Here is a 26,994-nt window from a genome sequence, read left to right as displayed (position 1 = left end):
GTGGTCCGTCAGAACCCCAGCTTGTCCCGCAGGCTGTAATACCACGCACCCAATGCTGTCAGCGGCGTGCGCAACAATTGCCCGCCCGGGAACGGGTAGTGGGGCAGGCCGGCGAAGGCGTCGAATCGTTCTGCCTGTCCGCGCAAGGCTTCGGCCAGCACTTTGCCGGCCAGATGGGTATAGGTCACGCCGTGGCCGCTGCATCCCTGGGAGTAATAGATGTTGTCGCCCAGTCGGCCGACTTGCGGCAACCGCGATAAGGTCAGCAGGAAGTTGCCGGTCCAGGCGTAATCGATCTTCACGTCCTTCAGTTGCGGAAACGCCTTGAGCATCTTGGGCCGGATGATGGCTTCGATGTTCGCCGGGTCGCGCGCGCCGTACACCACGCCGCCACCGAAGATCAGGCGCTTGTCGCCGGAAAGCCGGTAGTAATCCAGCAGATAATTGCAGTCCTCGACGCAGTAATCCTGGGGCAGCAACGTGCTCGCCAGTTCCTCGCTCAGCGGCTCGGTGGTGATGACCTGGGTGCCGCAGGGCATCGATTTGGCCGCCAGTTCAGGGACCAGATTGCCTAGATAGGCATTGCCCGCGACGATGACGAACTTCGCCCGAACCTTGCCCTCGGCGGTGTGCACGACCGGGCTGGCACCGCGATCAATGCGGGTCGCTGCCGACTGTTCGTAAATGACCCCGCCCAGGGATTCGACCGCCGCCGCTTCGCCCAGCGCCAGGTTCAGCGGGTGGATGTGCCCGCCGCTCATGTCGAGCATGCCGCCGATGTATTGGTCGCACGCCACCACTTCACGGATGCGGCGTTGGTCCATCAGCTCCAGCTGCGTGTGGCCGTAACGTTCCCAGAGACGTTTCTGCGATTCCAGATGGCCCATCTGTTTGGGCGTGATTGCGGCGAAAACACCGCCGTCTTTCAGGTCGCACTGGATCTGGTATCTGGCGACGCGGTCGCGGATGATCTGCGCGCCTTCGAAGGCCATATGCCCGAGCAGCTGCGCTTCCTTGGGCCCGACGCTCTTTTCGATGGTGTCGATGTCGCGGCTGTAACTGTTGACGATCTGCCCGCCGTTACGGCCCGAGGCGCCGAAACCGACTTTTGCGGCTTCCAGCACAGTCACCTTGAAGCCGTGTTCCAGCAGAAACAGGGCGCTGGAGAGTCCGGTGTAACCGGCACCGATGATGACCACGTCGGTTTCGACGTCCCCTTGCAGCCGAGGCCGAACCGGAACGGGGTTGGCAGAAGCAGCGTAGTAGGAATGTGGGTATGGCGTGTTCGTCATCCTGTAACCCCTGTTTTATATTTTTTACGAATGGGCGGATCCTACCTGAGATGAAATTTGGCGGCCAGACACTGCCGCAGGTTTGCGTTCTCGACGAGAGGCTGGCAAGGCATTGGCTACCGACGCACAGGCGCATGCTCTCAGTCCGATTCGTCAGCGCAGGCGCAAATTGCCCGGACATTCATAGGCTTAGGGATGAATCGAAGTTGACAGCGATCCGAATCCCGGTAGAATGCCGCCCCACAGCAGGCACGTAGCTCAGTTGGTTAGAGCACCACCTTGACATGGTGGGGGTCGTTGGTTCGAGTCCAATCGCGCCTACCAAACAAATCCGCTCTGCTGGGCGGTAACGAAAAAGGGTGGCCCGAGAGGGTCACCCTTTTTTGTTTGCCCGAACCTGATCCCTTGGGGTTTCCCCCTGCCGATCACTCGGGCTTGGCGCGGGTAATGCGCCCCGCTCTGATCTCGTCCACATAGGCGCGCAGCCGGTCAGCGTCCTTGTACTGCTGATTCATCAAGTGCAGCACCGCGACCACATCCACATCATTCACCCGTTCGGCCAACCGGCTGATTTCGCCAGCAGTGCTTTCCAGATTGGCTGCAATGGTGCTCAGGTCACGCTTGAGTTCCAGCGCTGATTTTTTCATGCCCACGGTGCCGCTCTCCACTGTTGATGACGCCCGTCCTGCGACCCTGACTCGGACGCGGCGGCGACGCACTATACCAAAGCACGTAGGACGGACACGAAAAGGGCGCTGTTCAAGCGCCCTTTGCTGTCTCGCGTGAGTGGCATCAGCCGCCCGCGCCGCCGGCACTCGACGAACCCGAGCCTTTGCTGCCGCCACCGTTGGTGGTATCGCCACCTGGCAGGTCCGCATCGTTTTTGTTGCCGCTGCCGTTGCTCATCGACGTGCCGCCACCGATGCTGATGCCTTTCCTGGTTTGCGTGTCCACATCAGAGCCCTGGCGGGCCGGGTCGCTGCCCTGTACGCGTGGGTCTATACCGGTTTGCGACGGTGGCGGGCCCATATCAGGCGATGTGGCGCCAGCCAACGCTGCAAGGGAGGTGCATGTCAGCGCACAGCCCAGTGCGAGTGCAGCAAGTGATCTGTTCATCAGGTGATCTCCGTGTCGTAATGCCTTATCCATTCGGCATCTGGAGTTTGACTATAGTGCTATCACGGCGACAAGCGGCACACGCCCGTCAATTGCACTCGTCTTTTTGCAGTAATGGAGACTCGTCAGGCGTAAGTCGCTTGAGAAGAACAGGGCTGACGTGCCGTCCCGGAGATCAATCGGTGGGTGTCTGCACCGCGCCTAAATAATTTGCATATTCATAGGCTTACTGGGCGAAAAAGACGTTGACAGCTATTTGAATATCCGTAGAATGCCGACCCACAGCAGGCACGTAGCTCAGTTGGTTAGAGCACCACCTTGACATGGTGGGGGTCGTTGGTTCGAGTCCAATCGCGCCTACCAAACAAATCCGCTCTGCTGGGCGGTGACAAAAAGGGCGAATCGAAAGATTCGCCCTTTTTTATTGTCTGAAATTTCCCCGTCGAGCCAGCCTTGCGCACGTCAGCCATAGCCCCTATGGCCGGACGTTTCGACCCGATTCGATACCCATGAGCCACCGCGCGCCATGAAATAAATCCGGTTTTTTTCCCGCTACCGTCTGGACCTTTTCCCATGATGCGCGATGATCAGTGCATGGAAATCCAGAGGAGGTGTGTATGTTTAGCCGGTCGTTGACCCTTGCCGTTTTGTTCGCCCTGTCGAGTCCCTTATTGGCTGCCGACGGTGACGGCCCACTTTCCCAGGAGCGCGGCAAGACTCGTCCGCTGATCGTTATCGCGTCGAGTTCTGTGGACTCGACGCTGGTGGGCCTGAAGAAAAACCTGGACGAGCCCGCTAATAAGGAGGGATTCGCCAAGCGCGACATGGTCCTCTACACCATCATCAACACCGTGGGGCAGCGTAACGGCAAAGACCTCGACGCCCAGACCACCATGGCCCTGATCCGCGAGCTCAAGCTCGGCGCCCAGGCAGGTGGGCAGGCTCAGGTGATTCTGGTGGGCAAGGACGGTGAGAAGAAAATGACTCACAACGGTCCTATTGATCCGAAGGACATCTTCAGCACCATCGACCAGATGCCGATGGCCGAGAAAGAAGCGGCTGCTGCTGCGCCACCTGCGCCGGTCGCCGAGCCGAAGGGCGCCACGCCGTCGGGCAAACCGGCCAAGCCTGGCAAGGCCGCCCCCGCTGCACCGCCCGCCGGGCTGGATGATTAATCCCTCAGACGGCTTATCCATGGGGCTCGCTTGAGGTTGCTGGTAACATCGCTCCTTTTTTAGCGAAAAGGACTTTTGATGAATGGGACTGGCATGAAACATTGGGCGGGCGCTGTGGCACTGATCCTGTTATCGGGTGGGTTGACGGGGTGCATGAGCCTGAACCAGACGCGCTCGGCAGGGCCGGCGCAGGTCTACACCAGTCAGAAACCTGCGGTCGCCGTCGCCGAGTGCATCAAGGTCACGTGGGCCAACGTCCAGCTGTTCGGCGATGTGGCCGACGTGTTCATGGCCAAGGGCGATCCTGGCGCCTTCACGGTCTACACCACCGAAGGCGAGTATTTCGCTGATGTGGCGGGCAAGGCCGGCATGACCAAGGTCAATTTCTACGCCAAGCCGGGCGCCAAGGTCGTCGAGCAGCGTGGCGCGGTGCTCGCGACCTGTCTCTGAGTTCACCCTGCATTCAATGACCTGCGCGTGCCGAGCGGTGCTGTTTCATCTGCCGGCCCACGCAGGTGTTGAACGCTACAGCCTTTCGCATCGGCCGCTTTACATCGGCCGCGGTACATCGGACGCATCACATTGGCGGGACCACGCCATTTTCCCCGGCTGAAATCGACAGCGCGGTCAGCGTGTTGTCCGAGCCTTTCTGCGCTTGCAGCACTACCTTCACCCCGGGCTTGAGCAAGCTGCGATCGCCTGGCACCAGGTTGACGATCGGCACGTCATCAGGGATGACGATCTTCTTCTGCCCGCCTTTGTAATTCACCGTGATGGTGCGGCCATTGCTGGCGACCAGATCGCCAACCGATCCGTTGGTCATCGTGCTGTCCGGCGTCAGGTCAAAGGCCCGGTGGCCATCCCCCGTGCCCGCCATTGACGGCGGGAACACATGCACCTCCAGCGCTTTCAACGAGCCGTCCGGCAGCGGCACCGCGGCGGAGCCGATGTAGCTGCCCGGTTTGATTTCCGACACCTGGGCCAACGTGACGCCGCGAATCTGCGTGTCAGGGGTCAGCACAACCTGCAGGTCCTCTCCGCGATTGCTGTGAATCTTCAGCGCGTCGCCTTCGACCGCCGTGATGGCGCCGCGCACGCGCGTGGGTTTGCCATCTTCGGCGTGGGCGGGCAGCGCTGCCGACAGCAGTGCGCTGAGCAATGCGGAGATGAGAAGGGAGTGACGGAGGGTCTGGGTTCTGGACGTCTTCATGGGCAGGGGGAATCCTGTGATGGGCTTAGCGCTGAGAATAGCGATAGTGCCCGATCAAGTGCATGACAATGCCGTCAGCAAGTGCGGTTTGATAATGCTGGCGTGTCTGATCGACCCGAGCATACAGATTCCCGGTTAGCCGGGGTTGGGGCAGAGCTGGTAGGCAGGGAGGTGACAACCGGGGCTGTGCGCACGTCGTCGAACGACTTTGCACAGCCCGGTGCAGGAGGTTACTGCTGGAGCGAAATGGACGTGCTCGCCAGCTTCGGCTGGTTGTACAGGCTGACCAACACTTCATCCAGCACCGAAGACGCGCCCCATGGACGCGGGTCATTGAGGATCGCCACGACCACCCAGGTGTTCCCGTTGCTGTCGCGGCTGAATCCGGAAATCGCCCGAACCGTGTTCAATGTGCCGGTCTTGATGTGGGCTTCACCGCGCAGGGCCGTACGCTTCAGGCGTTTGCGCATGGTGCCGTCCATCCCTGCCAGCGGCAGCGAGCTCATGAACTCCGCCTGAAACGGACTGTTCCACGCAGCCTGAAGCATCTGCGCCATTTCCCGGGCGCTGACCCGTTCGGCGCGGGACAGGCCTGAACCGTTTTCCATCACCAGGTGCGTCGCGATGATGCCTTTCTTCGCCAGCCATTGGCGTACGACACGCTGTGCGGCTTTTGCGTCGTCACCGTCGGCTTCGTTGCGGAATTCAGCGCCCAGACTGAGGAACAGTTGCTGGGCCATGGTGTTGTTACTGAATTTATTGATATCGCGGATGATTTCCGCCAGGTCCGGCGAGAAGGCCTTGGCCAGCAGCTTGGCGCTGCCCGGCGTCACGTCCAGACGGTCCTTGCCGAGAATCGTCCCGCCCAGTTCCTGCCAGATGGCGCGCACGGCGCCGGCGGTGTAGGTCGGGTGGTCGAGCAGCGACAGGTACGTCTGGGAATTGCAGCCGTCACCCAGCTGGCCGGACACCGTGACGTTGATGCCGCCATCGGCTTCCGGCACCGGGTTGTACAGCACGTCGCCGCTGCATTTGCTGGAAGACAGCGCTTTGACCTGATTGTTGATGTGGATCGCGGCGATGGGCGGCTCCACCGAAACCAGAATCCTGCCGCCGTCGTTGCGGGTGACGAAACGCAGGGCCTTGAGGTTGACCATCAAGGAGTCGGGACGTACCAGAAACGGCTTGTTCTTGTCGTTGCCATCGTCGTCGAAGACGGGCAATTGCGGTTGCACGAAATGGCTGCGATCAAGCACCAGGTCGCCGGTCACCTGCTGCACGCCGTTGGCCCGCAGATCCCGCATCAGCAGCCACAGACGCTCCATGTTCAGCTTGGGATCGCCGCCGCCCTTGAGGTACAGGTTGCCGCGCAGAACGCCATTGCTGAGGGTGCCATCGGTGTAGAACTCGGTTTTCCACTGATGGGTCGGGCCGAGCATTTCCAGCGCCGCGTAGGTGGTCACCAGCTTCATGGTCGAGGCCGGATTGACCGACACATCGGCGTTGAAAACGGTCGGGGTGCCGGGGCCGCTGACCGGCAACATCACCAGCGACAGCGCATCGTTCTGCAGCTTGCTGGCTTTGAGTGCTTCCTGAACCTTGGGGGGCAGGGCGGTATTGATAGGGGCGGCGGCGATGGAGAACGAGAGGGGCAAAAGCAGGGTGGCGATAAACAGCGGACGCAAAGACTTGATCATTCAATAAACCCTACTGCAGCAAACAACGGAGATGAAGAGGGGATGAATTCCCTCGCACTGTGAACGAATCGTCAGAAAATGCCCGATGGCAGGGCGTGACACTGACGTTTCGGTAAAGCGGCATTATGCCTCAGGCTTTCGTGACTTGCGCCGGGGTACAGCCGTCAAACGGCGCTATTTTTTGCCCTTCTCCATTCAAAGTCACGTTAAACCGTGGTTTTTCCGTTTAACGCCGGCTGCAGGCCGCCACTTCGCAGCAGTGTTCATGACGTTCGGCTACGGTTTTTGTCTCTTGAGCACATCAAATCCCCGAACGCCGGACACAAAAAAGCCATCCCGAGGGATGGCTTTTTTGCGTATATCAGCTCGGCAGGGAGGCCCGCCAGCTCATCAGACAGCCGCGTTGATCGGCTTTTCCGGGTACCAGGCGTCCTGCAGCGGGCTGACTTCAACTTCAGTCAGTTCGCTGCGGCCTTTGAGCCAGGCTTCAACGGCAGCGCGCTGTTCTTCGCTGACCGAACCACGGTTCGCCAGGCAGACCAGGCCGAAGTCGTCGCCGCCGACGTAGTCCAGACCGTTGGCGTCCATGGCTTCTGCCAGGAAAGCGTCGAGGAAAGCGTCGATGGCCTCGTCATCCAGGTCCTCTTTGAAGCCCAGCTTCAGCTCGAAGCCCAATTCCTGGAACTCGTCGACACAGAGTTTTTTGCGCAGACGACGGGAGCGGTTAGTGGCCATGAAGCGTTCCTCTTAAGTAATTTCGGGGCGCAGTCTATCAGCTTCGTCCGGATGGCGCCTGCTTGATGCTTATCAGGCGTTTTGCATTTTTGACTGTGCTCTGGGTTGGGGGGGCTGGCGGGCTGGCGTAGAGAGGCTGGGGGATGACTCATTGCCATGATGCGCAAGAAGTTGCGCACACATTTGGTGAGAAAAGGGAGATTGATGGGTTGGAGGCCCCGTCGTCCGCGGTATGCAGACGCGTGCGCAAGAAGTTGCGCAGGGGTGCGCAACTTCTTGCGCACTTTTGCTTTGTTATCGGGTCTGGCGTTCGCTAAAACCTGTTGTTTATTTCTTAAGCTATTGATTTTGCTTGGATAATTCATAGCTGGCACAGCCCTTGATATCTCCGTGGCCCCGGATCGGCATTCACGCCTTTTCGGATGGTTTTTTGAGCACGGAGAGCATCCTTGGCGACCCCCCTAAATCCGCCTGTTGGTGGCGAGAAACGCGAACCCCAAGTGGCGATCGTTCCGCTTGATCTAATTCAGCTTGAGGACGTTGGCGCCGGTGCGGCCAACGTCGATGTTTGGTTACAGGAGATCAGCGGCGGGGTTGTTTCGCTTGATCGAATCAAGGCCCAGGCAGGCGGACTGCCGGTGGTAGGCAACATCATGGCGCTCGTTGATGCGCTGAATGACATCGCCAGGTTATGGAGCAGCGAGAAGCGCGATCCGCTGGATTGGGTGAGTCTGGGCATCAATCTGATCGGAGTGATGCCACGCCCGCCTCGCATGGCGGCGGCACGGATGAGCCTGCGGCCAATGCTGTTTCTGGTGCGCCAGGAGATGCGTCGGAGCGGGAAATTGGTGTTGGGTGACGTGCTGATCGAGATTCTGATCGGGCACCTCAATGCTGACATCGTGGGGACGCTTGATGACTTTGTCACGCAGGCCCAGGCCAAGCTCCCCGGGATTCTTGACGATGCGGGGAAGCTCGGTGAAGGCGTGCTTCTTCAGATCGCTGCTGGCTTGGAGAGCTTGGTCGACCCGAAGCTAAACGCCAACGCGGATTTGCTGGAGGCGGAGCAGCGGGTCCATGCAGCCGGTGACTTGTGGGCTTATGACCCGCAGGGGGCGATTGGCAATATCTTCGTCGCGGCTGCAGATATTTGTGTTGCTGCGGGCAAGGGTGCTGTTAACAGTGCTGCCGAATATCTCGTACCTGAAGCGCTGAAAGAGCAGGTATGCAGACACGCCGACTCGTTACGTGCCTTGGGACCGGAGCTTCGGGATCAGATCAATCGTCTGGCGGATCCTGGGGTTCAGAATTCCATTGGTTCGCTCCTGCTCACGCTGGGTGATGCGGTGGTCACCTGGCGGTCGCGCAACGGGCATGGCCAGTCGTTCAACATCAAACCGGGGATGGTTAATCAGGCCAAGCGCAAGGCGAGTGAGGGCAAGCTTGAGGCTGTTCAGTTCGAGAAGCCTGCAAAGGGTCGGCCCAACGAGCAGAAGAATTGCGCCTGTGCGGCGACGATTAAGAGCATTAGCTTTGCGATGGGTTCGGAGTCGGTTAGTCATACCGATTTCAGCCTGCCGGGTCCGTTTCCGATTGAGTGGACGCGGACTTACTGTTCGAGTCTTGATGCTTACGATCATGACGTGGTGGGCGCGCGTTGGATCACGCCGTTTACTACACGTTTCGATCTCGTCGGCGACGGTTTGGTGTTTCATGACTTCGACGGACGCAGCCACGAATTCCCCCTTCCCAAGGTCAAACTGTTCCACTTCAACGCCATTGAAAATCTGACCGTCATTCGCCTCAGCAAAGATCGGTTGGTGCTGATGCGGGGTCTTGAGCACCGGGAAACCTATCTTCGCCGGGGTGATCGTTTTGTTCTGATCAACAAGGTGTTGCCGAATGGCGCCGGGGTGATGCTGCATTACGAGCATCGGCACGGTGATCAGATGGTTCTTTCCGAGTTGGTGACTTACTCGGAGAAAGATGTAAACAAAGTCCATCTGCGACTTGGCACGTTGATCGATTATCAGGGGCGGCTGACCGGTGTCTGGGAAATACGTGATGGCGACGTTAAACGCCAGCTGTGCGCGTATCAATACGATGATTATGGCGATCTTGTTCTGGCTCAGGACGAGAATGGCGCTGCTTGGCGCTACCAGTATCAAAATCACCTGATTACTCGTTACACCGACCGCACCAATCGTGGTTTGAACCTTCAATGGCAGGGCTCCGGTCCCGACGCCAAGGCCATTCGCGAATGGGCTGACGACGGCAGTTTTGATACTCGGCTGGCGTGGGATGAAAACATTCGTCTGACCTACGTCACGGATGCCCTCGGTCACGAAACCCGGCACTACTACGACAGCCTCGGCTACACCTATCGCATCACTCATGCCGATGGCCGTTCGGAGTGGTTCTTCCGTGATGCCGCCAAGAACATCATCCGCCACGTCCATACCGATGGCAGTACCGACCGTTACCGGTACGACAGGCTCAGCAATTTGACCGAGCACACTCGCGCTGATCACAGCGTGGTGAATTACGCGTACGACGATAAAAGCCATCTGATCAAGATCAGCGATGGTGAGGGCGGCTTGTGGAAGCGGGACTACGACCTTCGTGGAAATCTGATCGAGGCGACCGATCCGCTAGAGAACGTTACCGAATACACCTACAACACGTTTGGCCTTCCTACAGCGATCAAGGACGCCAACGGTAACACCAGGTCGTTGGCCTACAACGACGCCGGACAACTCGTTGAATACACCGACTGCTCGGGCAAGGTCAGCGTTTGGGAGTACGACGATCGCGGCCAGATAATTCGCTTCACCGACCCGGCCGGGTACAGCACCACCTACGAATACAAGTCAGGCCAGCTTGTCCTGATCAAGCACCCCGACAAGACCGAAGAACGGTTCAGTCGCGACGCCGAAGGTCGGTTGCTGGCCCATTCCGATGGCCTCGAACGCTGCACCACCTGGCGCTACACCGCTGCGGGTTTTATTGCCGAACGCGTTGATGCCGCCGAACAAACCCTGCGCTACCGCTGGGACAAGCTGGGCCGCCTCGTCGCGCTGGAAAACGAAAACGAGCGCCGGGCCCACTTTCACTACGATCCGGTCGGAAGACTTTTGGAAGAGCGCGGCTTCGACGGTCGCTCGACTCGCTATCAGTACGATCCCGAGACCGGTCGGCTGGCTCAGACGATCAACGGCCAGCGCACCATAGCGCTGACCTTCGATCCCGTGGGCCGCCTGACCGAGCGTCGGGCCACGTTGGGCAAAAAGTCCCAAAGCGAAACCTTTGCCTATGACGGCAACGGCCATCTGGTCATGGCAACTAACGCCGCCAGCCGATTGCAATGGTTTCACGACCCGGCCGGCAATCTGCTGCGCGAGCACCAGCATTATTCGAATCTGGATAAACCACTGGTTGCCGTCTGGCAGCACGAGTACGACGCGCTAAACAACCGCGTCGCGACCATTCGCCCGGACGGCCACCGCGTCAGTTGGCTGGCCTATGGCAGCGGCCATCTGCTGGGTCTAAAGCTGGATGAGCACGAACTGCTCAGCTACGAACGCGATGACCTGCATCGCGAAGTCGCCCGCTATCAGGGCAACCAACTCCTGCAAACCCAAAGCTGGGATCCGGCAGGGCATCTGCACGAGCAACTACTCGGTCGCACCGACGACAAATCCACGCTCATCAAACGCGCCTACACCTACGATGCTGCTGGGCAGCTCACCGACATCAACGACAGCCGTCGAGGCCCGCTCTCATACCGCTACGATCCGGTCAGTCGCCTGCTCGCCGCAACAAGCCGCCTCGGCACTGAAACCTTCGCCTTCGACCCTGCAAGTAACCTGCTCAACGACAGCGCTGCCCCCGTCCGCCGCCCTTTAGATCCGGAGCCTGTGCGCCCCAAGGTGATCGACAACCTGCTGCGCGACTACGCCGGCAACCACTACGAATACGACGAACGTGGCAACCTGACCGAGCGCTGGACCAACGGCCTGCGCAGTGAACTGCACTGGGACCTCTTCGATCGCCTCGTGCATTTCTACGATCCGCGCCTCACCGTCGACTTCGGCTACGACCCCCTCGGACGCCGCCTCTATAAACTCTCCAAAGCCCACTACCGCCCGCGCGCCGAAGCCGGCACCGGCTGGAACGAAAACGAACACGCCCGCAAAGAGCGCGAACTCGGCTGCGGCTTCACCCTGTACGGCTGGGATGGCGACAACTTGGCGTGGGAAAGCAGCCCACCGCCGTACGCCGGCGCCGTCGGCCGAACCGTCCACTACATCTATGAGCCCAGCACTTTCGTCCCGGTGGCCCAGGCCATCCGCCATGAAACCATCCGCCTCGTAAGCCAACCGACTTACACCGGACGGTACAACTTCAAAGAAGATCCGCTCTGGAACTACAAGCCAGTCGCGCTGCCGATTGACGCACTCGCCTGGTACCAGTGCGACCACCTCGGCACCCCGCAGGAAATCACTGACCAAAACGGCAACACCGCGTGGAGCGCGCAATACAAAGCGTGGGGCGAAGCGAGAGAACAGTGCTCCGAATTCGCCCAACAGGTCGGCCTGACCAACCCGGTCCGATTCCAGGGCCAATACCACGACCACGAAACCGGCCTGCACTACAACCGCCATCGATACTATGATCCAAGGGTCGGGCGGTTCATCAGCAAGGATCCGATCAGCTACGCGGGCGGATTGAACCTCCATGTTTATGCGCCGAACCCGATATCGTGGATTGATCCAACGGGCTTGGCGAGCTCGGGGCGTTGGGAGCCTGTAGGTACAGGCCGAATACGACTCGACCCGCCCCATGTGGAAAACACTAATCAGCAGGTTCACGCGCACTGCCAATGCAAGTCCAGAAAGAAAGAAATTGTTGTAAACCGAGACGGCTCACAGAGTCACGGCTCACGTGGTGATGTAGATGATTTGACGCGTAAAGAGAAAGATTACCTTCGATCGCAGGGATTCAACCTATGAAAAATCTCACGGCTTTTACCGTACATGGCACGGCCACTGGCAGTAATAAAAATATTCAACTCGATGAGATATCAATTCTCGCGGATTCCGAAACCATGAGAGCTTTAGGAAATTTTCTAATCAATGCGGCGGACGAAATGGCACAGTTCGGATTGGAGCACCTCCACCTCCAAGACTTAGTTGAAAATTTTTCCCATGAAACTCATGTAGATTTCATCGCCCTGAACCGTGAAATTGTTGAACCTACAAAAGGCTAGCCAACGGCTAAAGGGGACGGCCCCATGCAATTGCGCAAAGAAAAGGGGAAGGGCGCTCACCCCCTCAAGCTGGTTTAGAGCAGCGCCCCCGGGGACAGATTAATTTACGGTGAAGCGCTGTAAATAAATCAGATCCCCTATCTGCTATCTGACTTTAATTGATCACCAAAACGTCGTAGCCGGCGCACTCAACTTACCGGCAATCACCGCAATCGCCTTTTCCACATCACTCACCTCGGTGTACCGCCCCAGGCTAAGCCGCAAGCTGCGCCCGGCTTGAGCCTGACTCAACCCCAGCGCCAGCAACACGTGAGAAACGCTGCTGCTCGCCGAGTTACACGCCGAAGTCGAGGAAACGGCCAGTTCGCTGGCAAGACTGGCAACGTTAAACCCCGGGCTGTTGATGCAGACGTTGAGCGTATGAGGAACGCGTTGCTGCGGATCACCGTTCAGGCTTACGCCGTCCAGGCTCAGCAGACCTTCGCGCAGTTGCGCCGACAAGGCACTGATGCGTGCAACCTCTTCGTCCATTTCAGCGCTGGCCAGTGCGTACGCCGCGCCCATGCCGACGATCTGGTGGGTGGCGAGGGTGCCGGAGCGATAACCCTGTTCGTGGCCGCCGCCGTGCATCTGTGCTTCGAGCAGCGGCCGTGCGTGTTCGCCGATGTACAAGGCACCGATACCTTTCGGGCCGTAGGTTTTGTGTGCGGAGAAGGACATGAGGTCTACCGGCAATGCGCTCAACTCGATCGCCAGTTTGCCAGCGCCCTGGGCGGCGTCGACGTGGAACAGGGCGCCGTGTTCACGGACGATTTGGCCAATGGCAGCGATATCAGTGACGGTGCCCAGCTCGTTGTTGACCAGCATCAGCGACACCAGCAGGGTGTCGTCGCGCAGTGCCTCGCGCACGGCGTCGGGGTGAATCAGGCCGCGGTTGTCGGGTTCGAGCCAGGTCACCGGGCAACCGGCCTGCTCGAGCTGGCGGACGGTGTCGATGACGGCTTTGTGTTCGATGGTGCTGGTGATGAGGTGGCGGCGGGCGCCGTGGTTGGGGTTAAGCGCGATGCCCTTGATCGCAAGGTTGTTTGATTCGGTCGCGCCTGAGGTCCAGACCAGCGCATCGGCGTTGCAACCCACCAGTTCTGCAACCTGCCGGCGCGCCAGTTCAACGGCCTGGCGGGCTTGATTGCCGTAGGCGTGGGAGCTGGAGGCCGGGTTGCCGAAGGTACCTTCGCGGCCCAGGCAGGTGACCATGGCCTGGATGACGCGGTCATCGACTGGTGTGGTGGCGGCGTAATCGAAATAACAAGGGAGTGTTTTCATTGGGAGGTTCTGCGCTGTCCGTCGTGCAGAAAATACTACTAGCGTCAGGCTGAAAAAAAATTGATTCCTCCACGGAGATTTGCGCAGCACGTAGAATTTATTTCCGTTAAATGGAGTCTTATCGGAATATTATTTTCAGCTTCGCGTTTTTGGGCCTATCTTTATCGCTTCCCGGCATATGACTTCACTGAGGCCACTGCGCATTCCATGGACAAATTCGACCAGGCCATCCTCGGCATTCTGCAAAACGACTGCACCCGCCCGATCGCGGAAATCGCTGACAGCGTCGGTCTCGGCAGCACCGCGTGCTGGCGTCGGGTACAAAAGCTTGAAGAGCAGGGCATGATTCGCGGACGGGTCGCGCTGCTGGACCCGGGGCAATTGAACGTCGCCGTGACGGTGTTCGCCGCCATTCGCACCAACCAGCACAACGCCCAGTGGCTGGGTCGTTTTCACGACCTGATTGCCACGTTGCCCGAAGTGGTGGAGTGCTACCGCATGGCTGGCGACACCGATTACATGCTGCGGATTGTGGTGCCGGACATCGCCGGCTATGACGCCGTCTACAAAAAGCTGATCCAGTTATCCGGCATCACTGACATGAGTTCCAGCTTCGCCATGGAGCAGATCAAATCCACCACCCAGTTACCGTTGAACTATACGGTGTGAAATTCGCGTCGCCGTGAATTGCAAACACCCGGTCTAAACACCGCCCAAAAAAAAGCAGCCATACGACGACGGCTGCTTTTTTATGCTTGGAGAGGTTAGACGCGGGCTTTGTCGATCCATTCCATCGACGTGCGCCAGATGCAGATCCCCAGGAAGTACGCCGACATGGCCAACCATACGAACAGCGTCACCGACGCGTTGTACGGGTGATTCATCACCAGCAGGAAGCTGCAGAAGAACCAGACGGCGGTGACTGCAATGTTGAGGGGCATGAAGCGGCGCACGCGGAACGGGTGCAGGAACTTCATGCGTGTAACGGTCAGCAGCGCCAGGCAGATCACCGTGATGAAGGTCAGCCACGGTGCCGGGGAAAGGATGTACACGCACAGGGCAACGACGTTCCAGGCGGCGGGGAAACCCTGAAAGTAGTTGTCCTTGCTCTTCATCTCTACGTTGCAGAAACAGAACAGCGACGACACCAGAATGATAGAGGTGGTCAGCAGCAGGGTGTATTCCGGCAGCGGTATATAGCGATAGATGAACAGGGCAGGGATGAACACGTAGGTCAGGTAATCGATCACCAGGTCGAGAACGGAGCCGTCGAAGTGCGGCAGGACCGACTGCACGTTCAGCTTGCGCGCCAGGGAGCCGTCTACGCCGTCGACGATCAGGGCAAAACCCAGCCAGAGCAGGCACGCCTTGGGTTGGTTATCGAACAGAGCAATGGTCGCGAGAAAGGCGAGCACCACCCCCGTGGCGGTAAAACCATGGGCGCCCCAGGCCTTGAGCCAGGCGATGCGTTGAATCGGAATCATGGACGGTCCTTCTGGAAATAAGCGGGTTCGGTCGGGTACGGCAGCGGTCGACGGAACCAGAGGTGCATCTATCGACCGGGAATCGATCGATAAGGTTCAGACGTAACCCCTACACGGTAGCAGGCGGCGCAAGCTTTCGTTACCCAAATGTGACGCCACGCGATGGAACGGGGCGGCGCAGGTGTCATTGGTCGGCTGACCGAAAAAGCAGGCCATATGCTGGCCCCTTCGAAACATATACCTCGTCAGAATCCGCGCCTGATCAATCACTTAGGCAAGGAATCGCATGTCATTTCTCAGGGCTCTATTGACCTTCTGTCTTCTCGCATTGATGACTTCCCAAGCCTTCGCGCGCAGTCCGAGCAAGAATGAGCGCGACCTCTGCACCTGGGGCGCGGGGATGGCCGGCACCGCTCAGCAATACAAACTGTCCGGTCTGACGCTGTATGGCGCCCGCAAGAAGATGCAGGCCCAGCACTTCGCCCAGCAATGGATGCGCATGAGCGCACTCGGCATTACCGAACAGACCTACGACAGCCCGTCGCGGCTGCGGCCGGAAAGCGTCAAGCAGGTGTATTACGAAGGCTGCATCAAGCACGAAGTCGCCCGGCGCTGAATCACCGCGCTGCATCCCGGAAGCTCCATTCCGAAAAGGTGCAGCGCGATCAGCGCAATACGACAGGATCAGTGCGGCGCGCGCGGGATGGTTTTCAGCAAGTCGGCAGGGCTGATATGCCCCACCACCTGCACGCCGCTGCCCGGATGGGGCAGACCAAGGATGTGCCCCTTGATCTTGCCGATCACGTGCATCTCGCACGGCTTGCAGTCGAACTTCAACGTCAGCACTTCATCGCCATGCACCAGCTGCATCGGCGCCACCTTGGTGCGCACGCCGGTCACGCCCTTGGCCTGCTTCGGACACAGGTTGAAGGAGAACCGCAGGCAGTGTTTGGTGATCATCACCGGCACTTCGCCCTTTTCTTCATGGGCCTCGTACGCGGCGTCGATCAACTGCACGCCGTGACGGTGATAGAAGTGCCGGGCCTTCTCGTTGTAGACGTTGGCCAGGAACGACAGGTGCGCCTCAGGGTAAACCGGCGGCGGCGAGGTTTCCGGCTTGCGGGCGCCGCGCGGGTGCGCCTGGATGCGCGCGGCGGTCAAGGATTCGATGACTTCACGGCGCAGCGCTTTGAGTTGCGAGTTCGGAATGAAGAACGCTTGCGGTGCGTCCAGCTCGATGGCGGTCGCGTGGTATTCGGTGGTGCCGAGCTGGCCGAGCAGATCATGCAGTTGCTCCAGCGCCTGTTCCGGTTTGTTGGCCACGCCAAACGGACCGTTCAGCTCGACGCAGGCGCTGATGCCTTCTTCGCTGGTGGCGACCAGTTCCAGACGCTCTTCACGCAGACGCGCCACCCATGCCAAACCGATACGGCGTTCGGCCGAGGTCTTCTGCAATGCCTGCTGCCAGTTGTGATCGAGGTTGCGGCTGAGCGGATGGTTCGGCCGTAGTTGCAACCCCTTCGGCATCTCGTTCGGCTCGACGCGGTAGCGGTAGCGCTTCTCGCCGTCTTCTTCGAACTCGCCTTTGGGCTCGGCGATGTTGGCGCGGAAACCCACCACTTCGCGCTTGACCAGCACGTTGAGACCGTCACCGTTGGACAGCGGCTCATGGGTCACCACCTGCAAATCACGCTTGCCGACTTTCTCGACCACGCCGACCAACAGGCCGGTGAAGGTCGGGGAATCGAATGCGCCGATGTCGATCTTGCGGTCAGTGACGAAGTAGTCGGTGCTGCCCCGGTGGAAGGTCTTGTCCGGGTCCGGCAGGAAGAAGTGTGCGGTGCGGCCGCTGGAGGCGCGGGCCAGGTCCGGACGGTCTTCGAGAATGTCGTCCAGACGCTGACGGTAATAAGCCGTGATGTTCTTCACGTAACCCATGTCTTTGTAGCGACCTTCGATCTTGAACGAACGCACGCCTGCATCCACCAGTGCGCGAAGGTTGGCGCTCTGGTTGTTGTCTTTCATCGACAGCAGGTGTTTTTCGTACGCAACGACGCGGCCCTGATCGTCTTTCAGCGTGTAGGGCAGGCGACAGGCCTGGGAGCAATCGCCACGGTTGGCACTGCGACCGGTGTGCGCGTGGGAAATATTGCACTGACCGGAGAAGGCCACGCACAGCGCACCGTGGATGAAGAACTCGATGGCCGCATCGGTCTGGTCGGCGATGGCGCGGATTTCCTGCAGGTTCAGCTCGCGGGCCAGCACCAGCTGCGAGAAGCCGGCCTGATCAAGGAAACGGGCGCGTTCCAGGGTGCGGATGTCGGTCTGGGTGCTGGCGTGCAGCTCGATGGGCGGAATGTCCAGCTCCATCACGCCGAGGTCCTGCACGATCAGCGCGTCGACGCCTGCGTCGTAGAGCTGATGAATCAGCTTGCGCGCCGGCTCCAGTTCGTTGTCGTGAAGGATGGTGTTGATGGTGGTGAAGACGCGGGCGTGGTAACGGCGGGCGAACTCGACCAGTTGGGCGATTTCGCTGACGTCGTTGGCCGCGTTGTGGCGCGCGCCGAAGCTGGGGCCGCCAATGTAGATCGCGTCAGCGCCATGCAGAATGGCCTCGCGGGCAATGGCCACGTCGCGGGCAGGGCTGAGCAGTTCCAGGTGATGTTTGGGCAGAGACATATTTTTTTAGTCGGCACGGTCACGGTCAAGGCGCGCATTGTAGCGGCGAAACGCCTGACCGGCACCCGTCTGCTGCCCGATGGCGCCCGCCTTGAATGACAGAGGCGCCGGGAAACCCGCCTGATCAGGCCTTGGCGGCCATCGCCGTGACTTCCACGCGCATGCCGTCGACGGCCAGCGCGGCGACGCCCACCGCGGCGCGCACCGGCCAGGGTTTGGCGAAAAAGCGTTTATAGACTTCGTTGAAAGCGGCGCGATCGGCCATGTCGGTGAGGTAGATGGTCAGGTGCAGCACACGGTCCATGGAACTGCCGGCCCGCTCCAGCGCCACTTTCAGCGCCTGCAGCGTGCACTCGCTCTGCTCGACGATACCGCCCAGCTCAAGACTGCCGTCGGCACGGGTGGGGATCTGCGTGGAAACCAGCAGGCCGCCGAAACCGGCCACGTCCGAGGAGATGGAATCGGCGTCGGGATCCGGCGTGAAGGTGATGTCGTGGTTTGCCATGGGGATGCTCTTCTCCGAGTGTAGGAATGACAGGCCAGCAAACGGCCGGCGGTCATGATGTCCGACTCGGATGGGAAAAGGGAGGCTTGACAGCGTTTGCGGCGGGACGAGTCAGCACGGAACCGTTCAGGCTTCATACCGATAAGCCCTGGGGCCGGCACAAAAAAGCAAGCCGCCGTCACGTTATCTCTGACGTGAAGGCGGCTCCGAGGGGGGTGTCAAATCGGCGGATTCAACGTGATTGAAAGTAGCAGCGCTTAATTCCGTTAGCTAGCTAACATTTAGCAATACAGTGTTGCGGATGTGGAAATAATCGACGCCGCGGCGATACCCGCGATGAAACCGCCTGGCACAGCCATTTCGAAAAACTCCGAACTCATCCCCCGGGCCTTCAGTCCACCCTTCACGCTGACCGTTTGCGTTGGACAATTTCAAGGAGAGCCCCATGACCGATTACCCGAAACCGCCGTTCAAGCCTCAGCAGCAGCCGGTGCCTGGCGATCAGAGCAAAATGGACCCCTACCCGGATTGCGGCGAGAAGAGCTACAAGGGCTCGGGCCGCATGAGCAACAAGATTGCGCTGATCACCGGCGGCGACAGCGGCATTGGCCGCGCAGTCGCGATCGCTTATGCCCGCGAGGGTGCTGACGTCGCGATTTCGTACCTCGACGAGCACGAAGACGCCAAGGAAACCGCGCGCTGGGTGGAAGAGGCGGGCCGTCAATGCCTGCTGCTGCCGGGCGATCTGGCCGAAAAGGCCCAGTGCCTGGCGATAGTCGATGAAACGATGAAGAAGTTTGGCCGCATCGACGTGCTGGTCAATAACGCCGCGTTCCAGATGTCCCACAAAACCCTCGAGGAAATCCCCGATGAGGAGTGGGTGAAAACCTTCGATATCAACGTCACCGCGATGTTTCGCATCTGCAAAGCGGCGGTGCCCCACATGGCCGCGGGCAGCTCGATCATCAACACCAGTTCGGTCAATTCCGATTCGCCGAAGCCGACGCTGCTGCCTTACGCCGCCACCAAGGGCGCCATTGCCAACTTCACCGCCGGCCTGGCGCAATTGCTGGGTGAGCGCGGCATTCGTGTGAACAGCGTCGCCCCCGGCCCGATCTGGACGCCGCTGATTGTGTCGACCATGACCGACGAGGACGTGAAAAGCTTCGGCGAAGAAACGCCCCTCGGCCGTCCTGGCCAACCGGTGGAAGTGGCACCGATCTATGTGCTGCTGGGCTCCGACGAAGGCAGTTATATCTCCGGGACGCGCTACGGCGTCACCGGTGGCAAGCCGATTTTGTAAGGGTTGCAAACGCTGGGCATAGGCACGCTCGTCGTGCTCATGCAAAGGGGCTGCCTGCGCAGCCCCTTTTTTCGTCCCTCGTTTTTACACTGTCAAACCCCCTTGGCGGTGTTCTTCAGGTCATCTGCCATGTTCCTCCCGGCGTCAGAGACTGTCTCCCATGTCTCGCTGACGGTCGCCTTGGCTTTCTGCGTAAGGTTGTCGCTGGCCTTGCCGAACGCCTTGTCTTCTTTCTCGGTGCTCGGCAGTGCAGCCCCCAGGGCCGCCCCCAGTGCGATGCCCATGGCGGCGAGCGCCAACGGTTGTTCCCGCAGCAGGTACTGGAAGGTGCCCTGAACGTTTCGGCTTTGTCGCAGAAGCGCCTCCTGGGCATCGCCCGCGGTGGACGACAGCGTGTCTTTCATCGCCGCTGCCTTTTCGCCGGCCTGCTGCTTGAGATCGTCCAGTGTCTGGCTAGCGGACTCACCGAGATGGCCGACCTTGTCGCTGGCCTGATGCGCCGATTCCCGTGCGTGATCCGTCGCGCCGCTGAACGCCTCGGTCACGCTGTGGGCTGCTCCGCTGAGCTTCTCGCCCAACTGACCGAGCATCGAAGCACCGCTGCCACCGGACCCGGCGCTGGGCTTTTGGTTCTGGCCGAGCATCAGCCAGGAAATGCCCACCGTGGTGAGCAGCATCGGCATCGGGTTGTTCCTGATCGAGGTGCCGAGATTGCCGAAAAACTCGCCGCCGTTTTCCTTGGTGAACGTCAGCGCCTGGTCGATCAGTTGTCCGGGCGACAGCTTGCTTTCCAGGGCGTCGACGAGGTTTTCGATGTTGGCCCTTCGCGCGTCGATGTTGCGCTCGATCGCGTCCGGGCTGTTCGCTAGCAGCGGATCGGGGATGTCGCGGTTCAGTTCATCTTCGTTGGCAAAGCTGCTGTCGATGCTCATGAGACTTTCCTCTGGATAGCGTCTTTGTCCTTGCTGAGCGAGTGCATCGTGCGCTCAGGGGCCAGTTGGGTGGCTTCGAGGTGTTTCTTGCCGGATTGCACCATCAACAAACCGACGATCATCGCCGCTACGCCCACGATCAGCGCGGCCAGCCAGGGAGCCACGACCATCGCCAGCGCATAAACGGCCGCCAGCAGCAGGATCACCAACCCCGCCAGCATGATGACCATACCGCCGACAAGGGCGGCGGACGCGGCTTTGGCCGTGGCGACCGAAGCGCGGATTTCGGCTTTGGCCAAGGCGAGTTCTTCGCTGATCAGCGCGGGGACTTCGTGGGCCAGCTGGCGGATGATGCCGAGCGCCGAAACGTCGGTGTCGCCGTTGTGGCTGCTGGTGCCGCGCGGCGGGAGTTCAGAATTGATCGACATCAGAATTCTCCTCGTGGCGCGGGCTTGTCAGGCGTCGGCGAGTGGGTGGGCGCCGGGCTGGAGGCTGTGCCGGGGTCTGCATTGAAGCTGCCCAGTTCTAACCCCGATTGCTGAATGCCGCCGCCCTCTTCGAGGTCCGCTGTGGCCGAGCCGTGAGCGGCGGGGTCGCGGGGGGCGAGTGGGTCCGGCCGCTGGATCGGCGCACCGTGGGCTGCCTCGCCTTCGTGGGCAGGACGAGCGCTCAGCCCATCACCTTCGCTTTCGCCGGCCTTGACACCGGTATCCCGATCGCCTGAGGGGTACTGCGGCGAGTCAGTGGCGGCTGACGACGTGGACGAGGTCGACGCCGTCAGGTCCGGACTGCTGGCGCGGAGGAATCGCGACAGCCCGAAGCCCACCGCGACACTGCCCGTGACGAATAGCGCAGGGTTCTCCCGCGCCAGGCGCCCGGCCTGTTGCAGCATTTCTTCGGCGCTCTTGCCGCGGATGCTGGTCGCAAACGCGCTCAGGCTCTCGGCGATGTCACTGATGTAATGGGAGATGCCCAAGGCGTCCTTGTCCTGCAGCTCTTCGGCTGCAGCGCTTGCTGTCTTGGCCAGGTTTTCGATCTGCTCGGCGGCGCCGTCGCGGTAATTGCCGAACTGCTCGGTGCCGTGATCGCGGGCCGTGTCGAGCAGGTCTTTTGCGTCTTCCTGCAACGTGTGCAGCGCCTCGCCGGGAGACGCGGGGCGCGCTTGAGCGCCTGCGGTGTCTTCGCTGAATGTAGGCATTTGATCATCATCCTTAAATCAATCGGGACATCATTCGGGGCAAAGGCACACGCTGGAGCGGGCGCACCTGGCCATCTCACGCTGCCGGGAATCTGCAGGCTGTGTAAGGGTGGAGGGGCCGAGAGAAGCGCGAGTTCGGGGTCGAAGACGGACGGTCGAGCAGTTGGTCCGACCGCCGCAAACGCGGGCGATTAATCGATCTGTTCGAGCGTGGTTTGATTCGAACGAGGGGAGGGTGCGGGAAGCAACGGCGCGCGGTCATTGCGACCCCGCGCCGGGGATGGGCCAGTTCAGCCCTTGCTGTGTTCCTTGGACGTAGGGGCCACGGCGATGCCCCTCGGTCCGGCGATGCCCCAGATGGCAACACCGATGACGGGGAAGATGAAGATCAGTACCGCCCAGCCGATCTTCGTGCCAACCGATCGGGTGGTGCGCCATACACTGGCGATGGCCCACACGTCCACCAGCAGAATGATGAGCGCCACGGCAATCGAAAACAGCGTTTCCATGTCCTTGTCCTCGGTGCGCGCGGGATCACATGGCGGGGATGCCGGTGACCGTTCCAGTTTCAGTTTCAGTCACGGATGCCGTCAGAGGGATTTCCGGGCTGCCGGGGGTCAGGATGACCTTGCGGCAGTCCTCCTGCTTCTTGTCGAAAATCTTGTAACCCTCGGCGGCCTGCTCCAGGGACATGCGGTGGCTGATGATCGCTTCGGGCGCTAGACGGCCGGCCTCGATGTGCTCGAGCAATTCCGGCAGGTAGCGCTGCACGTGGGTCTGGCCCATTTTGAAGGTCAGGCCCTTGTCGAACGCATCGCCGAACAGGAAGCCGTGGATGAAACCGGCGTACACACCCGGCACGCTGACCACGCCGCCACGGCGCACGGCGGCGATGCACTGGCGCAAGGCCTTGCCGCTGCTGCCTTCCATCTTAAGGTTGGTCAGGATGGTTTCGGTGGTGCTGCCCTTGGCTTCGAAGCCCACCGCATCAACCACGCCATCCACACCACGCATGCCCTTGGTCTGACGAATGATGGTATCAGCCGGGTCATCGTCTTCATCGAAGTTGATCGGGATAACGCCGTAGGTGGCCTGGGCGTACGCCAGCCGGTAAGCGTGATGGTCGACCATGAAGATCTGATCGGCGCCGAGCATCCGGGCCACGGCCGCTGCCATCAACCCAACAGGCCCTGCGCCGTAGATGGCGATGCTCGAGCCTTGGCCGATGCCGGTGTTGAGGACCGCCTGGTAACCGGTGGGCAGGATGTCGGAGAGGAACAGCACCTTTTCGTCCGACAGCGTGCCGGGGACTTTGAACGGGCCGGTGTTGGCCTTGGGCACGCGCACGTACTCGGCCTGGCCGCCGGGTATGCCGCCGTACAAGTGACTGAAGCCGAACAGCGCAGCCCCCGGTGGAATGGCCTTCTTGTTCATGATCGCGCCGCGACCGGTATTGGTGGTTTCACAGGCGGCATACAGGTCCATGTTGCAGAAGAAGCATTCGCCGCAGGCAATGACGAAGGGGATCACCACCCGGTCGCCGCGCTGCACGGCGGTCACGGCAGAGCCGGTGTCCTCGACGATGCCCATGAATTCGTGGCCGAAGATATCGCCGTGTTCGACGGTGGGGATCTTGCCGCGGTACAGGTGCAGGTCGGAGCCGCAGATCGCGGTGGCGGTCACGCGCAGGATGATGTCGTCAGGTTGTTCGAGGACCGGATCGGCAACGGTGTCGACCTTCACATCATGGGCGCCGTGGTAGGTGAGTGCTCTCATTGTGGTTTTTCTCCGCGATTAATTAGGGGCAACTATGTAGCGGAGCAGGTAACGAGAGGTTTAGTTCAGGACTTTGCAGTGATGGGGGATTAGCGGCGCGTGCGGTGCCTCGGTGGGACTGGCTTTAGCCGGGAAGAGGTCGGTGGGAGCGCCATCAATTTTGCAGTGTGGCTGCCGCCGCCTTCCCGGCTGAAGCCGGTCCCACTCTATGATCGGGGTGTTTCAGTAGGACTGGCTTTAGCCGGGAAGAGGTCGGTGGGAGCGCCATCAATTTTGCAGTGTGGCTGCCGCCGCCTTCCCGGCTGAAGCCGGTCCTACCAGGTGATCGCGGTGTTTCAGTGGGACTGGCTTTAGCCGGGAAGAGGTCGGTGTAAGCGCCATCAATTTTGCGGTGTCGCCACCGACGCCTTCCCGGCTGAAGCCGGTCCTATCAGGTGAATGCAGGGCCCCCGCGGTGTGCGCGGTTGGGCTATTTGAGCCCGACGCGCTTGCGCATTTCTGCGGTAATGGTTTGGCGGGTTCTGCCCAGGTCGGCCCAGGGGTCGCTGTCCAGTTCGGCGAGGCGTTCGTGGACGGTGTTGATGTCCCACGCGTTGGCGCCTTTTATCTCCAGCAGCTCTTCGCGATAGATCGGCACTGACACCGGCAGGCCTTCCCGTGTGCGCACCGAGTACGCGCAGATGGTGGTGGCGCCGAGGCCGTTGCGCAGGTAGTCGATGAAGATCTTGCCAATGCGGTTCTTCGGCCCTGACACCGCCGAGAACCGCTCCGGCAGCAGCCTGGCGATGTGCTTGACGATGGCGTGGCTGAAGTCTTTCACGGCGTCCCAGTCTGCTTTCGGTGTCAGCGGAACGACCACGTGAATGCCTTTGCCGCCGCTGGTTTTCAGAAAGGATTTGAGCCCCAGTTCATCCAGCACGGCGAGGGTCAGTTGCGTCGCTTCGACCATGGTTTTCCAGGGCAGCGCCGGATCAGGGTCGAGGTCAAGAATGAAACGGTCCGGCCGCTCAAGGTCCCTGGCGACGGCGTTCCAGGTGTGCAGCTCCATGGCGCTCATCTGCACGGCGCCGATCAGTGCTTCGATGTTATTGATCAGCATCACCGGGTGGCCGGTGTATTCCTTGCCCATGGTCTCGATGCCGGGGATGGCAAGGCGGTCGGCGTTTTTCTGGAAGAACAGCTCACCGCCGATGCCCTCCGGCGCTCTTACCAGCGCCACCGGGCGTTGGGCCAGTTGCGGCAGGAGCCAGTCGGAAATGCGGATGTAATAATCGGCGAGGTCACGCTTGGTCGCGCCGCTGGTAGGGTCGATCACCCGCTCGGGGTGGGTCAGGCGGATCTTGCCCGTTGTGGTGTCGGTGGAGGCCGCAGATCCAGGCCGGCTTTGTTCAGACTTGACCGCCTTTGATGCTGGTGCGCGTTTACGCTTGGCCGAGGGTTTTGGCGCCTCTTCCGGCGGCTCTGATACTTGCTCTGGCTCGGATGTTTGACCGGCGGAAGACGCCGGAGCGGCGAGCTCTTCGGTGATCGACTCGGCTGGCTTGTCGGTGCGCAGACCATGGAACACCGCGTGCCGCACCGATCCCTCTTTGGTGATCTCGGCGAAGGCCACTTCTGCCAGCAGCACCGGTTTGAGCCAGTGCACGCCTTTGGCTTCAAAGCCGGTGGGCGGATTCACCACCGCAGCCTTCCTGGCGTAGAGCGGCGTCAGTTGGTCGTAGATCGTGCCCAGTGTCGCTTCATTGAAGCCGGTGCCGACCTTGCCGGCGTACCTCAGCTCGCCACTGTCGGCATCGTGCAACCCCAGTAGCAACGCGCCGAATTTGCTGCGTGTGCCCTTCGGATCGGTATAGCCCACGACGACGAATTCCTGGCGGCGCTTGCACTTGAGCTTGATCCAGTCACCGCTGCGGCGCGACACATAAGGGCTGCCAGCGCGTTTGCCGATCAGGCCCTCCATCTTCATCTGGCAGGCGCTGTTGAGCAGAATTTCCGGCACTTCGGCGAAGTCTTCGGAATACCTGAGTACCTCGTCGTCGGTCCGCTCGAGCACCTTGGACAGTGCGGCGCGACGCTGCTCCACCGGCACTTCGCGCAGGTCCATGCCGTTCAGGAAAGGCATGTCGAACAGGTAATAAATGATGTGGCCGCTGCGGCCGGCCTCGAAGGCATTCTGCAGGGCCTGGAAGTCGGGCACGCCATCGTCGTTGGCAACGACCATTTCGCCGTCCAGCCAGGCCGACTCAAGGCCCAGCCCGGCGATGGCTTCGGCCTGGCGGGGCAACTTGTGCGTCCAGTCATGGCCATTGCGGGTGAACAACTGCACCTTGCCGTCGGCGACCCGCGCCATGACCCGGTAACCGTCGAATTTTATCTCGTAGCGCCAGTCGCCCTCGGGCGCCGACTCCACCAGGGTGGCCAGTTCCGGCTTGATCAGATCCGGCAGTTCGGCGGGCTCGGCACCCACCAGTTGCGCCCTGGTGGATTTTTTCCGAGGGGCCGGGACCTTTTCTACCGGCTTCGGCTCCTCAGGCGTGGACGTTGCCGACCTGGATTTTGCCGAGCCAGATGAAGCCGCCCCGGATGACCCCGTTTTGGCCCCGCGTTTTTTGGGAATCAGGGTGCGCTCGCTGAGCACGCTGTCGGGCAGCGCCTTGACGACGTCGTAGTCGGTTTCCGGGCGGGCGAATTCGTCCTGATGCTTGATCAGAAACCACTGCTCCTGCTTGCCGGGAATGTGCGTCTTGACCAGGTTCCACACGCCGCCGAGCTTCTCACCCTGCAAGGCAAATTTCAGCTTGCCCTTGGCGTAGGCTTCGGTCGGGTCGGAGAGGGGCGTCCAGACGCCGCGATCCCAGACGATGACGTCGCCCGCACCGTAATGCCCCTCGGGAATGCTGCCTTCGAAGGTGGCGTATTCGACCGGGTGATCCTCGACGTGCACCGCCAGGCGCTTGGCTTTGGGGTCCAGCGAGGGGCCCTTGGGCACGGCCCAGCTTTTCAGCGTTCCGTCGATTTCGAGACGGAAGTCGTAATGCAGGCGGGAGGCATCATGCTTCTGGATGCAGAACTGAAGGGCGTGCGCTGCCTTTTTGGTCGACGCACGCTTTTTCTTCGTATTGCCTGACGGCTCCGGCGTCGCGTCGAAATCGCGCTTGCGGTTGTATTCGTCCAGTCCGGCGCTCATGGAAATCCCTCACCCTGCGGCATGTGTCTGTTAAAGGCAGAGTTCGCGGGAAGGGCGGAGTTCCGGGGTCGGGGCCCATCGCCCAACACATTCAATAATGAAGGTGTCTGCAC

Annotated in this window: 23 protein-coding genes and 2 tRNA genes; 9 read left to right on the top strand and 16 right to left on the bottom strand. The window is 60.6% G+C overall.

Features of this window, described 5'->3' with window-relative positions; genetic code table 11:
• Window positions 1–8: 8 nt before the first annotated feature.
• Window positions 9–1,292, bottom strand: coding sequence for an NAD(P)/FAD-dependent oxidoreductase (locus EC919_RS01715; protein WP_133770609.1), 1,284 nt, complete (start codon window positions 1,290–1,292; stop codon window positions 9–11).
• A 247-nt stretch (window positions 1,293–1,539) separates the two neighbouring features.
• Here EC919_RS01715 and EC919_RS01710 point away from each other — a divergent pair.
• Window positions 1,540–1,616 (top strand) — tRNA-Val (locus tag EC919_RS01710).
• A gap of 101 nt (window positions 1,617–1,717) precedes the next feature.
• Here EC919_RS01710 and EC919_RS01705 read toward each other — a convergent pair.
• Window positions 1,718–1,939, bottom strand: coding sequence for a hypothetical protein (locus tag EC919_RS01705; RefSeq protein ID WP_237253429.1), 222 nt, complete (start codon window positions 1,937–1,939; stop codon window positions 1,718–1,720).
• A 145-nt stretch (window positions 1,940–2,084) separates the two neighbouring features.
• Window positions 2,085–2,408 carry a hypothetical protein gene (locus tag EC919_RS01700; protein ID WP_133770606.1) on the bottom strand — a complete coding sequence of 108 codons (324 nt, stop codon included), beginning with the start codon at window positions 2,406–2,408 and terminating at the stop codon, window positions 2,085–2,087.
• A gap of 286 nt (window positions 2,409–2,694) precedes the next feature.
• Between EC919_RS01700 and EC919_RS01695 the strand changes: the two genes are divergently transcribed.
• The 3 genes from EC919_RS01695 to EC919_RS01685 all read left to right on the top strand — a co-directional run bounded on the left by EC919_RS01695 (window position 2,695) and on the right by EC919_RS01685 (window position 4,033).
• Window positions 2,695–2,771, top strand: a tRNA-Val gene (locus EC919_RS01695).
• 254 nt (window positions 2,772–3,025) lie between these two features.
• Window positions 3,026–3,583 carry a DUF4174 domain-containing protein gene (locus EC919_RS01690; protein ID WP_133770604.1) on the top strand — a complete coding sequence of 186 codons (558 nt, stop codon included), beginning with the start codon at window positions 3,026–3,028 and terminating at the stop codon, window positions 3,581–3,583.
• A gap of 78 nt (window positions 3,584–3,661) precedes the next feature.
• Window positions 3,662–4,033: a 2-oxoacid ferredoxin oxidoreductase gene (locus EC919_RS01685; RefSeq protein ID WP_243842170.1), complete on the top strand. Its 372-nt coding sequence runs from the start codon at window positions 3,662–3,664 to the stop codon at window positions 4,031–4,033.
• Between the two features lie 127 nt (window positions 4,034–4,160).
• Here the strand turns inward: EC919_RS01685 and EC919_RS01680 are convergent, their stop codons facing one another.
• From EC919_RS01680 to EC919_RS01670, 3 genes are all read right to left on the bottom strand, one after another.
• On the bottom strand, window positions 4,161–4,793 hold the full coding sequence (locus tag EC919_RS01680) for a DUF5666 domain-containing protein (protein ID WP_133770602.1): 633 nt from the start codon (window positions 4,791–4,793) through the stop codon (window positions 4,161–4,163).
• Between the two features lie 230 nt (window positions 4,794–5,023).
• A complete protein-coding gene (gene dacB / locus EC919_RS01675; protein WP_133770600.1) occupies window positions 5,024–6,490 on the bottom strand; it encodes a D-alanyl-D-alanine carboxypeptidase/D-alanyl-D-alanine endopeptidase in 1,467 nt (488 codons plus the stop codon).
• Window positions 6,491–6,880: 390 nt separating this feature from the next.
• Window positions 6,881–7,225 carry a YggL family protein gene (locus EC919_RS01670; RefSeq protein WP_133770598.1) on the bottom strand — a complete coding sequence of 115 codons (345 nt, stop codon included), beginning with the start codon at window positions 7,223–7,225 and terminating at the stop codon, window positions 6,881–6,883.
• A gap of 449 nt (window positions 7,226–7,674) precedes the next feature.
• Between EC919_RS01670 and EC919_RS01665 the strand changes: the two genes are divergently transcribed.
• Window positions 7,675–12,237 carry an RHS repeat-associated core domain-containing protein gene (locus EC919_RS01665; RefSeq protein ID WP_133770596.1) on the top strand — a complete coding sequence of 1,521 codons (4,563 nt, stop codon included), beginning with the start codon at window positions 7,675–7,677 and terminating at the stop codon, window positions 12,235–12,237.
• On the top strand, window positions 12,234–12,494 hold the full coding sequence (locus tag EC919_RS01660) for an Imm32 family immunity protein (RefSeq protein ID WP_133770594.1): 261 nt from the start codon (window positions 12,234–12,236) through the stop codon (window positions 12,492–12,494). Before EC919_RS01665 ends, EC919_RS01660 begins: the two co-directional genes overlap by 4 nt.
• 162 nt (window positions 12,495–12,656) lie before the next feature.
• Here the strand turns inward: EC919_RS01660 and EC919_RS01655 are convergent, their stop codons facing one another.
• Window positions 12,657–13,817 (bottom strand): cysteine desulfurase family protein, encoded by a 1,161-nt coding sequence (locus tag EC919_RS01655; protein ID WP_133770592.1) that lies wholly within the window; start codon window positions 13,815–13,817, stop codon window positions 12,657–12,659.
• A 207-nt stretch (window positions 13,818–14,024) separates the two neighbouring features.
• On the opposite strand from EC919_RS01655, the gene EC919_RS01650 reads away from it, so the two are divergent.
• Window positions 14,025–14,486, top strand: coding sequence for an Lrp/AsnC family transcriptional regulator (locus EC919_RS01650; RefSeq protein ID WP_133770590.1), 462 nt, complete (start codon window positions 14,025–14,027; stop codon window positions 14,484–14,486).
• Between the two features lie 95 nt (window positions 14,487–14,581).
• Here the strand turns inward: EC919_RS01650 and pcsA are convergent, their stop codons facing one another.
• Window positions 14,582–15,301, bottom strand: coding sequence for a phosphatidylcholine synthase (gene pcsA, locus EC919_RS01645; RefSeq protein ID WP_133770588.1), 720 nt, complete (start codon window positions 15,299–15,301; stop codon window positions 14,582–14,584).
• A gap of 286 nt (window positions 15,302–15,587) precedes the next feature.
• On the opposite strand from pcsA, the gene EC919_RS01640 reads away from it, so the two are divergent.
• Window positions 15,588–15,917, top strand: coding sequence for a hypothetical protein (locus tag EC919_RS01640; RefSeq protein WP_133770586.1), 330 nt, complete (start codon window positions 15,588–15,590; stop codon window positions 15,915–15,917).
• Between the two features lie 68 nt (window positions 15,918–15,985).
• Here the strand turns inward: EC919_RS01640 and EC919_RS01635 are convergent, their stop codons facing one another.
• Both EC919_RS01635 and EC919_RS01630 read right to left on the bottom strand, forming a co-directional pair.
• The gene (locus EC919_RS01635; protein ID WP_133770584.1) at window positions 15,986–17,980 is read right to left on the bottom strand and encodes a peptidase U32 family protein; all 1,995 of its coding nucleotides are present in this window, start codon (window positions 17,978–17,980) and stop codon (window positions 15,986–15,988) included.
• 124 nt (window positions 17,981–18,104) lie between these two features.
• Window positions 18,105–18,485 carry a RidA family protein gene (locus tag EC919_RS01630; RefSeq protein ID WP_133770582.1) on the bottom strand — a complete coding sequence of 127 codons (381 nt, stop codon included), beginning with the start codon at window positions 18,483–18,485 and terminating at the stop codon, window positions 18,105–18,107.
• Between the two features lie 445 nt (window positions 18,486–18,930).
• On the opposite strand from EC919_RS01630, the gene EC919_RS01625 reads away from it, so the two are divergent.
• Window positions 18,931–19,788 carry an SDR family oxidoreductase gene (locus EC919_RS01625; protein ID WP_133770580.1) on the top strand — a complete coding sequence of 286 codons (858 nt, stop codon included), beginning with the start codon at window positions 18,931–18,933 and terminating at the stop codon, window positions 19,786–19,788.
• A gap of 92 nt (window positions 19,789–19,880) precedes the next feature.
• Here the strand turns inward: EC919_RS01625 and EC919_RS01620 are convergent, their stop codons facing one another.
• From EC919_RS01620 to ligD, 6 genes are all read right to left on the bottom strand, one after another.
• On the bottom strand, window positions 19,881–20,720 hold the full coding sequence (locus EC919_RS01620; RefSeq protein WP_133770578.1) for a DUF3618 domain-containing protein: 840 nt from the start codon (window positions 20,718–20,720) through the stop codon (window positions 19,881–19,883).
• Window positions 20,717–21,148, bottom strand: a complete 432-nt coding sequence (locus EC919_RS01615; RefSeq protein ID WP_133770576.1) for a phage holin family protein — start codon at window positions 21,146–21,148, stop codon at window positions 20,717–20,719. Before EC919_RS01615 ends, EC919_RS01620 begins: the two co-directional genes overlap by 4 nt.
• The gene (locus EC919_RS01610; RefSeq protein WP_133770574.1) at window positions 21,148–21,918 is read right to left on the bottom strand and encodes a hypothetical protein; all 771 of its coding nucleotides are present in this window, start codon (window positions 21,916–21,918) and stop codon (window positions 21,148–21,150) included. The genes EC919_RS01615 and EC919_RS01610 overlap by 1 nt, the downstream gene beginning before the upstream one ends.
• Window positions 21,919–22,208: 290 nt before the next feature.
• The gene (locus EC919_RS01605) at window positions 22,209–22,427 is read right to left on the bottom strand and encodes a PLDc N-terminal domain-containing protein (protein ID WP_133770572.1); all 219 of its coding nucleotides are present in this window, start codon (window positions 22,425–22,427) and stop codon (window positions 22,209–22,211) included.
• A gap of 25 nt (window positions 22,428–22,452) precedes the next feature.
• Window positions 22,453–23,694 (bottom strand): zinc-dependent alcohol dehydrogenase, encoded by a 1,242-nt coding sequence (locus tag EC919_RS01600; RefSeq protein ID WP_133770570.1) that lies wholly within the window; start codon window positions 23,692–23,694, stop codon window positions 22,453–22,455.
• Window positions 23,695–24,163: 469 nt separating this feature from the next.
• Window positions 24,164–26,881: a DNA ligase D gene (gene ligD, locus EC919_RS01595; RefSeq protein WP_133770567.1), complete on the bottom strand. Its 2,718-nt coding sequence runs from the start codon at window positions 26,879–26,881 to the stop codon at window positions 24,164–24,166.
• Window positions 26,882–26,994: the final 113 nt, after the last annotated feature.

Origin of the sequence: Pseudomonas graminis, assembly GCF_004364335.1 — a bacterium.
Classification (GTDB): domain Bacteria; phylum Pseudomonadota; class Gammaproteobacteria; order Pseudomonadales; family Pseudomonadaceae; genus Aquipseudomonas; species Aquipseudomonas graminis_D.
This window is presented reverse-complemented; position numbering and strand designations above follow the sequence as displayed.